This is a genomic window from Hymenobacter busanensis, from assembly GCF_008727865.1.
Taxonomy (GTDB): Bacteria; Bacteroidota; Bacteroidia; order Cytophagales; family Hymenobacteraceae; genus Solirubrum; species Solirubrum busanense.
Genome location: NZ_VTWU01000005.1, coordinates 96432 through 109021, shown reverse-complemented (window position 1 = coordinate 109021; position 12590 = coordinate 96432). Strand labels below are relative to the sequence as shown.

The window sequence follows — 12590 nt, the reverse complement described above, 5'->3', positions numbered from 1 at the left end:
GCGAAAAGAAACGCCGCCGCGCTTATTCGAGCGCCGAAATGCTGATATCGTCCAGGTACACCGCCTCGGTCGCACCGCCGCGCCACAGGAACACCTTGAGCATGTGGGTAGCGTTGACGGTAGCCGGGAAGGCAATGTCCTTCTGAATTTTCACCCACTTCTTGTACTCCTTCACGTCCTGGTTGAGGTCGATGCCGTCGCCCAGAATTTGGGTTTTCTCATCGGGAGTGCTGACTACTACGCCCAGCTTGGCGCCTTGGGGATTGGGCAAATAGACCCAGGCTTCCACGTGCACGCCCTTGAGTTGGTGCACACTGATTTGCCCGATGATGCCTTTATAGGTAGGCCCAAATTCGTGTTGTGGGTCCACTTTCACCGCAAATTGGCCCGAGTGGGCGTGGTCGCGCCCCACATTGCCAGTTTCCGGAAACCAGCCGACGTACGATTCAAAATCGTTGCGTGTGATGACGTCGCCGTCTACAGTTTGTTGGTTTTTGGAACAAGCCGTTGCCAAAACGGCCGTCAGCAGCAAAAGCCCAAATGCCTTAGTCATAGTATGTAAAACTGAGTGTCGGCCGGAGGACCGATCGGGAAAGCCGTGTCTGCTGCACTTGATGCAAGAGAATACCGGCCAAAAATCCGCCTGCTCCAGTTCGAGCAGGCGGCTTGCCTTGATCCATTCCCGGCAGCGGGCCTTTATTCAACAATGGTCAGGCTCAGGTCGTCGATGTACGCCGGTTCGCTGGCCGAATCGCGCCACAAAAACAGCTTCAGCAGCTGCGTGGGAGCAATGTTATCGGGCAGGGTAATGTCTTTCTCCACTTCCACCCACTTGTTGAAGCTGGTCACTTGGTCGGTCAGCTTGATACCGTCGCCGAAAATCTCCTGCCCGGTCGACGGATCCGTAATCTGCATGCCCAGCTTGGCCGCCGCCTTGTTGCTCGGCAAAAAGGCCCAAGCCTTCAAATGCAGCTTACGCATTTTGCGCGGGCTGATTTTGCCCAGCAAGTTGACGTATCCCATGCTGAACTCGGAGTTGCCGTCGACCTTGATGGAAAACTTGCCCGAATGCGCCCGCTCGCGTGTGAGGCTGGCATTTTCCGGCACCCAGCCTTCGTAATCGTCGAAGTTGGTAGCCGTTATGGCGTTGGCGTTGGCACTTTGGTCGTCGGACTTGCTGCAGGACACCAGGGCCACCAGAGCCAGGAGGAGGAAAGCGTTTTTCATGAGAAGAAAGACAGAAAAAGAAATCAGAGTGTTTTTTGAAACAGCTTGAACTTACGCCGCTGCGCGGCCACCAGTGCCGGCGCGTGGCTGGCTACTATCAGCAGCACCGACCACGGCAGCACCCACACCACCCGGGTTTGCAAGCGGCTGAGCACGTTGGCCAGTCCGCCCGTGACGCCGGCGTTGGCCACCACGCCCGTCAGGCAGATGACCAGCCACAGCCGGGCCGTGGGGCTTAGGTGCTGGCGCAGGGGCGTGCCCAGCAGCAGCAGCAAGGCGGCAGTTGTGAGCAGCAGCGTCAGGTTCAGGCGTTCGTTGAGGTCGGTGAAGGTGAGGCGGCTGGTTTGCTGGAGCGACGAGAGGTACTCGCGCAGTTCGTAGTTGAAATACTCCTGCACCTTCCAATAGGGGTTGGAGTTTTCGCGGTAGGCAAAAAGCCCGTCGCCGTGGCTGTTGCTGGCAAGTTGGCGCAGCGTGGCCTGCACGGCCTCGGAGGCCAGGGCGGGATAGTAGCGCGGGTGGGTCAGCACGTTCCGAATGATTTCCTCGTACTCGGCGCGGTTGGCCTCCCAGCCCCCGGTTTGGCCCGGCACGCTGTTGGCATCCCACAAAAAAGTAATAGCGTCGTTGGGCAGCTTGTCGCGAAACTGGCACAGCCGGTACTGGGACTCGGCGGTGCAGTTTTTGGTCAGAAATTTATCGAGCACGCCGCTTTCCAGCAGCCGCCCCATCACAAACATGTACGAGCTGCGCGATACGGCAAAACCACCACCCAGAGCGGCGTGCAAGCTGGGCAGCGCCACCCAGCTGAGCAGCACCATGCTGGTTACCTGCACCAAGGCCGCCTTGCGAATGAGTTGCCGCCGCACCAAGTGCTGGCTAAATACGCACACCAAGAGCACAGCCACCACCAAGGTGTAAATCAGCAGGTTGGAAGAGTGCATCATGGCGCTGGCCAGCAGCAGCAGCAACGCCGCCCCGCGCCAGAAGCCCCGCAGCTCGCCATCGAGCAGAAGCAAAGCCAGCGTGAGCAGGCCGATGGCAGTGAAGATATCGGGCATGAGCTGGCTGCAGAACCAGCCGGCTCCGGTAGCCCACAGGGTCAGCAAAGTGAGCAGGAGCTGCCAGCCCAGGGGCAAGCCGGCCGGCGCCAACAGCCGCAGGCACCGCAGGAGCACCGCGGCCAACACCAACGCTTGCGCCAGTATCACAAACCACAACGAAAACGTGAGGCTGCTGGCCCAAATAAACAGGCCGTAGGTTACGGGCCGGTCGTCGGGGACGTCGGCGTGAAACCCGCTGTTGATGTAGGCCCCCGAATCGGACGTAACCAGGGGGAAGCCGTTGTAGAGAGCCGGGCCGATGAGCACCAGCGCGCAGAGCAGCACAAACACTAAGGTGGAGCTACGCTCGCGTAAAGTCCTATTCACCTCGTCGGTATCGTGTTAGCTATGGCTCAAAAACAGTTCGTTGCTGGCTGTACCCAACGTAAGCGAGGCCAGCACCGGCACGCTGTTTTTGCCTTTTGCGAGAAGGGCATAAAGCGGCGAAACAACCCAAAAAAAGCGCGACATGCCGGAGTAATTTGGCTCAAAAGTAATGATTTCGCGTGGGGTTTTGTGCACTATTTCAGGTTCGCCCGTCACCCGCGCCCACGCATCCGCCGGGCGTCAATTATCTTTGAGGGATTATGGATACCACGTACGAAGCCCATTACCACCAACTGGAAGAAAACCATTGGTGGTTTGCGGCGCGCCGCAATATTGTCTTCAACCTCATCCGGCAGTATGCCCCGTCGCCCGACACGGCTATTCTGGAAATTGGCTGCTCGGGCGGGCCCTTGCTGCTGGACCTGCGCGCCGCCGGCTACTCCAACCTGACGGGTATCGACGTGAGCGAAACCGGCATTGCGCTGGCCCGCCGGCGTGGGCTGGACTCGGTGCAGGTAATGGACGGCGCCAAGCTGGACTTCCCCGATGCGAGCTTCGACTTGCTTATTGCGTCCGACGTGCTGGAGCACATCGAAGACGAGGACCAGGCCGTGCGGGAGTGGCTGCGGGTGTTGCGCCCCGGCGGTCAGCTCATCGTTTTTGTGCCCGCGTTTCAGTTTCTGTGGAGCCAGCACGACGAAGTAAACCACCACTACCGCCGCTACTCGGCCAAGCGCCTGCGGGCCACGCTCGAGCGCGGCCGCTTTGCCATCGAGCGGACGTCGTACTGGAACAGCACCTTGTTTTTGCCGGTAGCCGCCATGCGCCTGCTGCAGTCGGTGCTGCCCAAAAAGAAAGCGGCTCCTTCCGGCGACTTGCAGGTTATTCCGGGCGGGCTCAACAAGGCGTTGCTTACGCTGCTGCGCACCGAAAACCGCATGCTGCGGTTTATGGATTTGCCAGTGGGAGTCAGCACGTTCATTGTAGCCAAGCGCCCCGCGGCGTAGGCTGTTCCTGCATCCGTCGGCAGGTCGGCGGCTGCCCGCTGCGTTTTCTGCCCTATTTGGCCCCCATTCTTCCCGCATGCCCACTCTGGACCTCTCCATCGTCATTCCCATCTACAACGAAGAAGCCAACATTCCCACGCTCTACCAGCGCCTGCGCGGCGTGGTTGAGCCGATGGGCGTGAGCTGCGAGTACATCTTCGTGAACGACGGCTCGCGCGACCGGTCCCTGGCCCTGATTCACGAGCTGGCCGCCCGGCACGCCAACGTGCGCTACATCGACTTCAGCCGCAACTTCGGCCACCAGATTGCCGTGACGGCCGGGCTGGATTTGTCGCAGGGCGCGGCCGTGGTTATCATCGACGCCGACCTGCAGGACCCGCCCGAGCTAATTGTGCCGCTCTACCAGAAGCTGCGCGAGGGCTACGAGGTGGTGTACGCCAAGCGCCGCCGCCGCCAGGGCGAAAGCGCCATGAAGCTGTTCACGGCCAAGCTGTTCTACCGCATTCTGGCGCGCATCACCAGCATTTCCATTCCCGTCGACACCGGCGACTTCCGCATTATTTCGCGCAAGGTGGTGGAAGCCCTCAAGCAGATGCCCGAGCAGAATAAGTTTCTGCGCGGCCAGATTTCGTGGATTGGCTACCGCCAGACCTACGTGGAGTACGACCGCGCCGAGCGGGCCGGCGGCGAAACCGGCTACACCTACCGCAAAATGATGCGCCTGGCCCTCGACGGCATTACGGCCTTCTCCGACGTGCCCTTGAAAGCCGCCACGCTCATGGGCTTTGTGGTGTCGGGCATTGCGTTTCTGGTGCTGCTCTACACGCTCTACGCCCGCTTCATTGCCCACGACTACCAGCCCGGCTGGCCTTCCCTGATGGTGAGCATCCTGTTTCTGGGCGGCGTGCAGCTGATTTCGGTGGGCCTGATTGGCGAGTACATTGCCCGCCTGAGCACCAACGTGCGCCGCCGGCCGCTCTACATCATTTCCGACACCAACATTCCTGTCACGATTTCGCCCGAGGCGCTGACGGCGGGGCATTAATCGTTTCGGGCGGCGCCCACTCCTTCGGCTATGGCCAATTCTTCGGTAGCTTCTTACCGGCGCTGGGCCGCGGCGGTGTTGGGCTTTTTTGCAGTGTGCTACGCGCTGCTCGCCCTCTACAACCACTACGCGTTCCGCACCTACGCCTTCGACCTGGGCATTTTCAACCAGGCGCAGTGGGACTATGCCCACGGCCGGCTGAACGTGAATTCGGTGCTGCGCTACAACAACTTGCTGGGCGACCATTTTATGGTGCTGCAGTTGGCGTGGGCACCGCTGTACCGGCTTTTCGGCTCCTACTCCCTGCTGTTGGTGCAACTAGCGGCCGTGCTGCTGGGCGGCTACGGCGCCTACCGCCTGCATGTGCTGCGCTCGGCGGGCCAGCAACCCGCGGCGGCCGTGGCCCAAATGGCGCAGTTTCTGAGCATTTGGGGCATTTTCTCGGCCCTGGCTTTCGACTTCCACGACAACGTAGTAGCCGCCATGCTGCTGCCCTGGCTGGTCTACTTCTTCGAGCAGGACCGCCGCACTCCTACCCTGCTGGTGTTTGCCGCAATGGTGCTCTGCAAAGAGAACATGGCCTTGTGGCTGGCATTTGTCTGCGCCGGACTAGCGTGGCTGCACTGGCGGGTGCCGCGCCGCCGGTGGCTGGCGCTGGGGCTGGCCGTGGTGGGCGTGCTGTATGCCGCAGTGGTCATCAAGTGGGTCATTCCTGCTTTCAGCGAAGGCCGCCCCTACTACCACCAGCACAGCTACGCCGCGCTGGGTAGTTCGCCAGCCGCCATCATCGGCAACCTCCTGACTCACCCGGCGCAGCTGTTCCAACTGGTGTTTCAAAACACGCTGCCCAACACCCCCGAGGCCGACGGCATCAAGCTGGAACTGTTTCTGATGGTGCTGCTATCGGGCGGGCTAGCGCTGCTGCGGCGTCCGGCGTATTTGCTGATGGTGGCGCCCATTTTTGCCCAGAAACTGCTCTCGTCGCAGTTTGTGCACTGGGGACTCAACTACCAGTACTCCATCGAGTTTGTGCCGGTGCTGAACATGGCGCTGGGCCATTGGCTGCTGCAGGCCCGGCCACGGCGGGCGGGGCAATGGGGTGCGGCCGCCGCGCTGCTCACGCTGGCGGCCACCATCACGTCTTTGGAGGTGCGCGTGTCGAAGTGGCACGACAAAAGCGCCTCGCAGTTCTATCTGCCCCGCCACTACCGCCGGGGCTTCGATGTGGGCACAGTACACCGGGCCCTGCGGCTGATTCCCGACACGGCAGCCGTCACGGCTTCGTCGGCGCTGGTACCGCACCTTACCGCCCGGCCGTACATTTTCTGCTTCCCCGAAGACGTAGCGCGGGCCAACTACGTGGCGCTGCTGCTCAACGACGGCGCCACCCCGCTTTCGGAAGCCGAATACCAGACGCAGATAGCCGCGTTCCGAGCCTCCCCGGAGTGGCGGGTGCGCTTCGACCAGGAAACCCTGCTGATTTTGGAACGGGTACAGCCGCTACCCACTCCGCCGCGCCGCTACTTCGCCCGCCGCATCAACGACCCCGCAACGCCATAATCAACTACACAACCGCCCAAAACCGCTACCGCTGCAGCAGCACGTAGTTGCCGATGGCCGTTTCGCGGTAGCCCAGCGGCAGCATGGTTTGGCGCAAGTACTGGTGCACGGGCGTGTGGCGGAAAGCCGGCGCTACTACGAATGCCGCGGGGTGATAAACGCGCAGAAACGTGGCCACAGCCGCAGCCGAAGGCGCGGCAAGCACTGTATTGGGGTGGTCTTGCAGGGTGAGCAAGTGGTGCATCACCGGGTCGCGGTCGAAGGCATCGAAAGTGCTCTGGGGCAGGCGCGAAATGTAGGCGCCGGGTACTTTCTTGTGGTGGCGGGTTTGGTAAAACAGGTCGCTGGGGTCGGGCTGGCCTTTCTTATGGAAGCCGTCGAGCAGGCCGAAGGGCACAGGAAACAGCACGTCGCCGGGCAGTTGAGCCACTACCTGGTAGACGCGGGGCACGTCGGCTGCGTGGATGAGCGGCGGAGCCTGCGGCTGAAACTCCAGCGCCACCAGTAGCAGCAACCCCAGCGAAGCGGCCGTGCGCGCGGCCGGCTGCAGGCGGGTGCGCAGCCACGGGTCGAGGGCGGCGAAGAGCACAATGGGCAGCAGCAGTGCTACCATCGACACAAAGCGCGTGGGGCAGCGGATGTTGTTGATAAACGGCACGTAGTGCAGCAGCCCGGTGGGCAGGCGCAGCAGGTGCTTCCCAAATACCCGCAGCTCGGGCAGCGTGAGCATCACAAACAGCAGCGTCAGCCACGGCAGGGCGCCGCCGGGTTGGTCGGCGCGCTGGTCGTTGAGGGCGGAGTGGCGGCGCCCGCGCACCAGCCACCACAGCGTGAGGAGCAGCAGGGCGTAGCCCAGAAACATCACGTTTTCGACCGAGCCGGGCGTGTTGAAGACGCGCCCGTTACGGTGCAGGGCCTCGGTGGCGGCGGTGCTGAGCCAACGGCTGTTGAGCGGCGGCAGCAGGTAGCCGGCCACGTCGCCGCCCCACCAAAAACCGTCGTTGTCGAACACCCGGGCCTTGTTCAGCAGGCGCGACGCAACGTGGCTGACGACCAGCACGGCCGCCAGCACCGCCCAGGGCCGCCACTGCCGCCAGTTGACTTGTCCCAGCCGCAGGGCGTAGTAGAGCGCGTAACCAGCGGAAAAATAAATCAGGCCGAAGAGCGTGTAATAGTCGCTGAGCAGGGCCACCAGCCCCAGGCCGACGCACAGCAGCACCTGGCTCCAGCGGCGCACGCGCGGCCACAGGCGGCCGTTTTCGAAGCCGAACGCCTCCAGAAACGCATAGATGTAGAACGGCACCGGCGCGGTGAGCAGCAGGTGGTAGTGCTCGGGCAGATGCGCCAGCTTGTAGGGCGAAAACGCGAATACCAAGCCGGCCAATGCGCACAGCACCGGGTTGGCTACCCAGCGCCGGCACAGACGGTAGGCCCCCACGCCCGACAGCACGAAGCTCAGCAGCAACGCCACGTTTACGGCCAGAATTTCCTGATTGAGCACCACATTCAGCAGGCCAATGACCGGCGTGTAGGTGTGCATCACCAGCGAAGAGCCCTGCGGGTACAGCAGCAGGTCGGTGTGGAAAGGGCTACTGCCTTCGGCCACGGCCCGGTGAAAGTTGTAGGCGTTCCACACGTACTGGTTGGCGTCGTTGCCGGCCACGCCTGCGAAGGCCGTGGTGAACTGCGCTGCCAGGGGCCAGCTGTACCACACAAAGAGGAGCACGAAGAACGCGGCGCTCAACAGCAGCTCCCGCCAGGAAACAGTAAATTTCATAGACAACCAGGATCAGAAGGCAGCACCACTACGCGGGCGCACCACGGCCGGCGGCGCCGTGCAACAGACGGCAACCCGGCTTTGCAGCCAACCAGCGGGCGTGCCCAGCCACGAAAGTAGCTTTTTGCCGCGTTGCCTACCTTTGCCGGCGTCCCCTACTTTCCTCGCCCGCGCCTCATGCTGCACTTGCTCAATTACATCGGCGGCCAGCTGGTGGCTCCCCACGCCGGCCGCTACCTCGACAACCCCGAACCCGCCACCGGGCAAGTGTTCAGCCGCATTCCCGACTCCGATGCCCACGACGTGCAACAGGCCGTGGCCGCTGCCGAGGCGGCCTTACCCGCCTGGCGCCTGCTGCCCGCCGAAGAGCGCGGCCGCCTGCTGGTGCGCATTTCGGAGCTGATTGAGCGCGACCTGGAACGCCTGGCACAGGCCGAAAGCCAAGACAACGGCAAGCCCGTGAGCCTCGCCCGGGCGGTGGACATTCCGCGGGCGGCCAGCAACTTTGCTTTTTTTGGCACTGCGGCGCAGCATTTTGCCTCCGAAACGCACTTTCAGGAAGGCGTGGCGCTGAACTACACCGTGCGCCACCCGCTGGGCGTGGTGGGCTGCATATCGCCCTGGAACCTACCGCTGTACCTCTTTACCTGGAAAATTGCCCCAGCCCTGGCCGCTGGGTGCTGCGTAGTGGCCAAGCCGTCGGAAATAACACCCTACACGGCTTTCCTGCTGAGCGAGTTGTGCATCGAGGCGGGCTTGCCAGCGGGCGTGCTCAACATCGTGCACGGTACCGGGCCGGGCGCGGGCCAGCCCATCATCGAGCACCCGGCTATCAAGGCCATCAGCTTCACGGGCGGCACCAAAACCGGCGAGCATATTGCCCGCACGGCCGCGCCCATGTTCAAGAAACTTTCGCTGGAGCTGGGCGGCAAAAACCCCAACCTCATTTTCGCCGACTGCGACCTGGACGAGGCCGTGCGCACCAGCCTGCGCAGCTCCTTCGCCAATCAGGGCCAAATATGCCTGTGCGGCTCGCGCATTCTGGTTGAGCGCAGCATCTACGAGCCTTTCAAAGAGCGGTTTCTGGCGGGCGTGGCCGGCCTTACCGTCGGCGACCCGCAACGGGCCGAGAGCCGCCAAGGAGCGTTGGTGAGCGAGGCGCACTTGCAGAAAGTAATGAGCTACATTGAGTTGGCCCAACAGGAAGGTGGCCGACTGCTGGCTGGTGGTCAACGGGTGCAGCTGGAGGGCCGCTGCGCCGGCGGCTATTTCCTGCAGCCCACGGTGTTTGAAGGCCTGGCGCCCGACTGCCGCACCAACCGCGAGGAAATCTTCGGGCCCGTGGTTACGCTGGCGCCATTCGACACCGAAGAAGAAGCCCTGACCTGGGCCAACGGCACCGAATACGGCCTGGCCGCCACCATCTGGACGCGCGACCTGAACCGGGCGCACCGCGTGGCCCACGCCCTGCACTCGGGCATCGTCTGGATTAATACCTGGCTGCACCGCGACCTGCGCACGCCTTTTGGAGGCATGAAAAACTCCGGCGTGGGCCGCGAAGGTGGCGTGGAGGCGCTGCGCTTCTTCACCGAACCACAGAGCATTACGGTCAAGCTGTAGGCGTAGCGCTACCGGCGTTGGGCGCAGCGGGTAAGGCTATCGGCTGCAGGAAACGCTGCGGGGAACCGCTGACGACGGCCACCACGAACCACGACCAGACCAAGCTGAGGATAGCCAGGTACACGTAGGGCAGAATCAGAAACGCGTAGAAAACCGCCAGATACGCTTTCAGGCTGAACAGGGCTACCAACCGCACATCGAGACGGTGCCGGCGGGGCCACCACCACAGGCCCCAGAGCAGCGGCACGGCGGCGCACACAGCAAAGTGCACCGTTTGCAGGCTACGGATGCTTTCGGCCGCCGCCGCCGGGCCGTGGTACCACCACGGCGCCAGGCCCGTGCCGGTGAATACGTGCCGCGGCCAGCCGTGCAACGTATCCTCCACGTGATTCTGCCACTCCCCCACCGTCACGTCGAAATTTTCGAGCTGCGCCCGCAGGAAAATGGACGGGTCGTGCCACAGAAACGCCACCAAAATCGCGCCTGTCAGGGCCAGGGCCAAGCCAATTGTGCGCCGGGCTTGCTTCGGGCTTTCGTACCAGAGCAACACGGCATAGAGCGGTAGCCACAGCGCCAAAGAATAGCGCGACAGCACGCAAAAAACCAGGGCAATAGCGCGGGCTGCCGCCGAACGGTGCAAAATGGCCAGCGCCAGCAGCGCGTAGTAGCCAAACGCCAAGCTTTCCACCGTCAGGCCCATGAGGTTGCGCTCGGTGAGGACTACAAAGTGCACCACCAGCACCGGCACCAAGGCTTTCAGCAGCCACTCGCCCCAGGACAAGCCCAGCCGGGCTACCAAGATTTGATAGGCCGCCAGGGCCAGCAGCAATGCCCCGGCCGCCCACCAACGGTAGTCGATGCCAAGTAACTCGGCGGGCACGAAGGGCAGCCACTGCAGCGGCGGGTAATTGGGCAGAAAACTGTAGCCGCCCAGCTCAATACGTTGGTATACCTGCGCGCCACTCAACCACCGCGACACGTAAACCTGCAGCGCGGGCACGATGTCGGAATGCGTCAGCAGCTCGCTCAACGGCTGCCGACCAATCTGTTTGGCCACTACGCCGCCCGTCAGCACGGCGCTCAGCAGCACCGCGCCGCTGCCTACCACCCACCGAACCAGCCGGCTTGGCTGCCCGGCCGGTGCCCACGTCAAGTGGCAGTTGGTGGTATACACGGCCGCGGCTCCGGCCAGAGTCAGCCCGCAGAGCAGCAGCGCCACCGGGCTCCAATACGGGCCAATGACGTTTCGGCCGAAGGTGAACAAGACCACTTCCAGCAGAAAAGCCAGCCAGACGAGCAGTACCAGCCACCGGCGTGCCGGCGGAGCAGGAGGGGAAAGAAGCATAGCGGAACGCAGAAACAGCCGGCAAATTAGCCGTTTGGCTGCGGGCCGCCGCAAGCTGGACTCTACCGCAGGCGGGCCAAAGCGGATTCTAAATCAGCCAGCGTTGTTTCGCGGAACTCCAGTTCCTCGGCCTGACTTTGGCCGGCTACTACTTCACGCAGGGCCAGAAACGGCGTGCCGTTGGTGAAGCGCAGCCCCACCAGCCACGCCCGCTGTCGGGCAGGAGCCTGCAGAAAAACGTACTGACCGTCTTCGGCCTCGGCCTGCAGCACGGCGGGCGCCCCGGGCACCACCAGCCGCATCGAGGTGTGCTCGTCGGGTTCCACGGCCACGGTTAGGGGCGCGTGTTCGGCGGTATGCAAGGGGCGCAGCCACGTCAGCCAGCCGAGTTGGGCACTGGCGTAGCCGCGGGGGCTGGGCACGGGCAATCCGGTGGGCGCATCTTCGGCCTCGGTAAGGCCTGCTTCGTTGGGTAGCACGGCGGTGTCGGTGCTGGCCAGCAGGCCGGCGTCGGGCGCGAAACGGATGGGCAGCGTCATTTTCACTTTCACGGGCTGCCCGTTGCGGCGGCCTGGCACCCAGCGGCCCGAGGTGTAGCGCAGCACCCGCAGCACTTCTTCGTCGCACCCGTCGCCGAGGCCGCGCAGGATGTGCGGGTTGAGCACCTGCCCGTCTTCATCGACAACGAACGAAGCGAAAACCAAGCCCTTGGTGTGTTTCTGGAGCGCGGCGTCGGGGTAGCGCATCAGGGCGTTGAGGTCGGCGGGGCCGCTGCCGAAGGCGGGCATGGTTTCGGCCGTGGTGTACACGCGGTCGGCGGGCAGGGCCACGGGCTGCGCCGCCAGCCAGCGGGTGGTTTGCTGGCGGCGGGCCAGGCCATAGTGGAGCTGCCACGAGGGTTGAAACGGCTTGTCCTCGGGCATTTCTACTTCCAACGCGGTGCCGGCAGCTAGCTGCAAAGCCCGGCCGCCGGGCGCCGTAGCCCGCACCAGCAGCATACCAGCCGTTTGCTGCGGCGTGCCATCGGCCGTGGCACTCACGTGGTTCGACAGCACCAGATCGGCTAGGGAATAGCACTCCTTCAGCTCCACCCACACTTCGCTGGTGGCGGGGCGCTGCCGGGCATCCACCAAGGCACGGGCCGGAATGCGGACGATGGTGCCTTCGCGCCCGCGCACTTCGGCAGCCTGGCGGGGGTCGATGCGGAAAAACTCACTGGCTTTCAGCGTGAGGTCGAAGAGGCGGGCGTCGGCGGGCGGCGCGGCCGTATCGGGTGCGGCGGGGTGCCGCACCGCGTAGTAGCGCACAAGCGGCGCGCTGCGGCGGGTGAGCCGGTGCAAGCGGTGCCAGGTGGTGGCGGGGGCAGGCCGCGTAGGGCTGGCGGCTAGCTCTTCGGAAGCAGCCGGGGCGGCAGCGGCGGGCGCGGGCGGTTCGGTGCGGGCTACGTTTTCGCGGTGGCATCCACTACTCCCCCATCCCAGCAAGCCCCCGGTTACTACGCCCAGCAAGAGTCGACGTGTACGCATGACAAGCCTCTACGTAGAAATTCAGCCAGCCGAACGCCTGCGGTAGTTGTTTT

Annotated in this window: 11 protein-coding genes; 4 read left to right on the top strand and 7 right to left on the bottom strand. The window is 63.5% G+C overall.

Annotated elements, in window-relative coordinates; translation table 11 throughout:
* Positions 1-22: 22 nt before the first annotated feature.
* The 4 genes from F0P96_RS13965 to F0P96_RS21320 form a co-directional block, all read right to left on the bottom strand.
* Positions 23-553 carry a carbohydrate binding domain-containing protein gene (locus F0P96_RS13965; protein ID WP_151079526.1) on the bottom strand — a complete coding sequence of 177 codons (531 nt, stop codon included), beginning with the start codon at positions 551-553 and terminating at the stop codon, positions 23-25.
* 143 nt (positions 554-696) lie between these two features.
* Entirely contained in the window at positions 697-1227 is a 531-nt protein-coding gene (locus F0P96_RS13960; protein ID WP_151079525.1) for a carbohydrate binding domain-containing protein, read from the bottom strand.
* 23 nt (positions 1228-1250) lie between these two features.
* Positions 1251-2657 carry a hypothetical protein gene (locus F0P96_RS13955; protein ID WP_151079524.1) on the bottom strand — a complete coding sequence of 469 codons (1407 nt, stop codon included), beginning with the start codon at positions 2655-2657 and terminating at the stop codon, positions 1251-1253.
* Between the two features lie 15 nt (positions 2658-2672).
* Positions 2673-2801 (bottom strand): hypothetical protein, encoded by a 129-nt coding sequence (locus tag F0P96_RS21320; protein WP_262714370.1) that lies wholly within the window; start codon positions 2799-2801, stop codon positions 2673-2675.
* Between the two features lie 116 nt (positions 2802-2917).
* Here F0P96_RS21320 and F0P96_RS13950 point away from each other — a divergent pair, with 116 nt between their 5' ends.
* From F0P96_RS13950 to F0P96_RS13940, 3 genes are all read left to right on the top strand, one after another.
* On the top strand, positions 2918-3664 hold the full coding sequence (locus tag F0P96_RS13950; protein ID WP_151079523.1) for a class I SAM-dependent methyltransferase: 747 nt from the start codon (positions 2918-2920) through the stop codon (positions 3662-3664).
* Positions 3665-3740: 76 nt separating this feature from the next.
* Positions 3741-4709 carry a glycosyltransferase family 2 protein gene (locus tag F0P96_RS13945; RefSeq protein ID WP_151079522.1) on the top strand — a complete coding sequence of 323 codons (969 nt, stop codon included), beginning with the start codon at positions 3741-3743 and terminating at the stop codon, positions 4707-4709.
* A gap of 30 nt (positions 4710-4739) precedes the next feature.
* Positions 4740-6269 carry a DUF2079 domain-containing protein gene (locus F0P96_RS13940; protein WP_151079521.1) on the top strand — a complete coding sequence of 510 codons (1530 nt, stop codon included), beginning with the start codon at positions 4740-4742 and terminating at the stop codon, positions 6267-6269.
* A 25-nt stretch (positions 6270-6294) separates the two neighbouring features.
* Here the strand turns inward: F0P96_RS13940 and F0P96_RS13935 are convergent, their stop codons facing one another.
* Positions 6295-8046: a DUF6311 domain-containing protein gene (locus F0P96_RS13935; protein WP_151079520.1), complete on the bottom strand. Its 1752-nt coding sequence runs from the start codon at positions 8044-8046 to the stop codon at positions 6295-6297.
* Positions 8047-8223: 177 nt separating this feature from the next.
* On the opposite strand from F0P96_RS13935, the gene F0P96_RS13930 reads away from it, so the two are divergent.
* Entirely contained in the window at positions 8224-9666 is a 1443-nt protein-coding gene (locus F0P96_RS13930) for an aldehyde dehydrogenase (RefSeq protein WP_151079519.1), read from the top strand.
* Here F0P96_RS13930 and F0P96_RS13925 read toward each other — a convergent pair.
* Both F0P96_RS13925 and F0P96_RS13920 read right to left on the bottom strand, forming a co-directional pair.
* Positions 9656-11011 carry a hypothetical protein gene (locus F0P96_RS13925; RefSeq protein ID WP_151079518.1) on the bottom strand — a complete coding sequence of 452 codons (1356 nt, stop codon included), beginning with the start codon at positions 11009-11011 and terminating at the stop codon, positions 9656-9658. The genes F0P96_RS13930 and F0P96_RS13925 overlap by 11 nt on opposite strands.
* Before the next feature lie 62 nt (positions 11012-11073).
* The gene (locus F0P96_RS13920; RefSeq protein ID WP_151079517.1) at positions 11074-12537 is read right to left on the bottom strand and encodes an energy transducer TonB; all 1464 of its coding nucleotides are present in this window, start codon (positions 12535-12537) and stop codon (positions 11074-11076) included.
* Positions 12538-12590: the final 53 nt, after the last annotated feature.

Coding starts and splice junctions, on each gene's coding strand:
- F0P96_RS13960 (WP_151079525.1), bottom strand. CDS start 1,227: ATGAAAAACGCTTTCCTCCTCCTGGCTCTGGTGGCCCTGGTGTCCTGC.
- F0P96_RS13935 (WP_151079520.1), bottom strand. CDS start 8,046: ATGAAATTTACTGTTTCCTGGCGGGAGCTGCTGTTGAGCGCCGCGTTC.
- F0P96_RS13930 (WP_151079519.1), top strand. CDS start 8,224: ATGCTGCACTTGCTCAATTACATCGGCGGCCAGCTGGTGGCTCCCCAC.
- F0P96_RS13940 (WP_151079521.1), top strand. CDS start 4,740: ATGGCCAATTCTTCGGTAGCTTCTTACCGGCGCTGGGCCGCGGCGGTG.
- F0P96_RS13965 (WP_151079526.1), bottom strand. CDS start 553: ATGACTAAGGCATTTGGGCTTTTGCTGCTGACGGCCGTTTTGGCAACG.
- F0P96_RS13925 (WP_151079518.1), bottom strand. CDS start 11,011: ATGCTTCTTTCCCCTCCTGCTCCGCCGGCACGCCGGTGGCTGGTACTG.
- F0P96_RS13920 (WP_151079517.1), bottom strand. CDS start 12,537: ATGCGTACACGTCGACTCTTGCTGGGCGTAGTAACCGGGGGCTTGCTG.
- F0P96_RS13945 (WP_151079522.1), top strand. CDS start 3,741: ATGCCCACTCTGGACCTCTCCATCGTCATTCCCATCTACAACGAAGAA.
- F0P96_RS13950 (WP_151079523.1), top strand. CDS start 2,918: ATGGATACCACGTACGAAGCCCATTACCACCAACTGGAAGAAAACCAT.
- F0P96_RS21320 (WP_262714370.1), bottom strand. CDS start 2,801: ATGTCGCGCTTTTTTTGGGTTGTTTCGCCGCTTTATGCCCTTCTCGCA.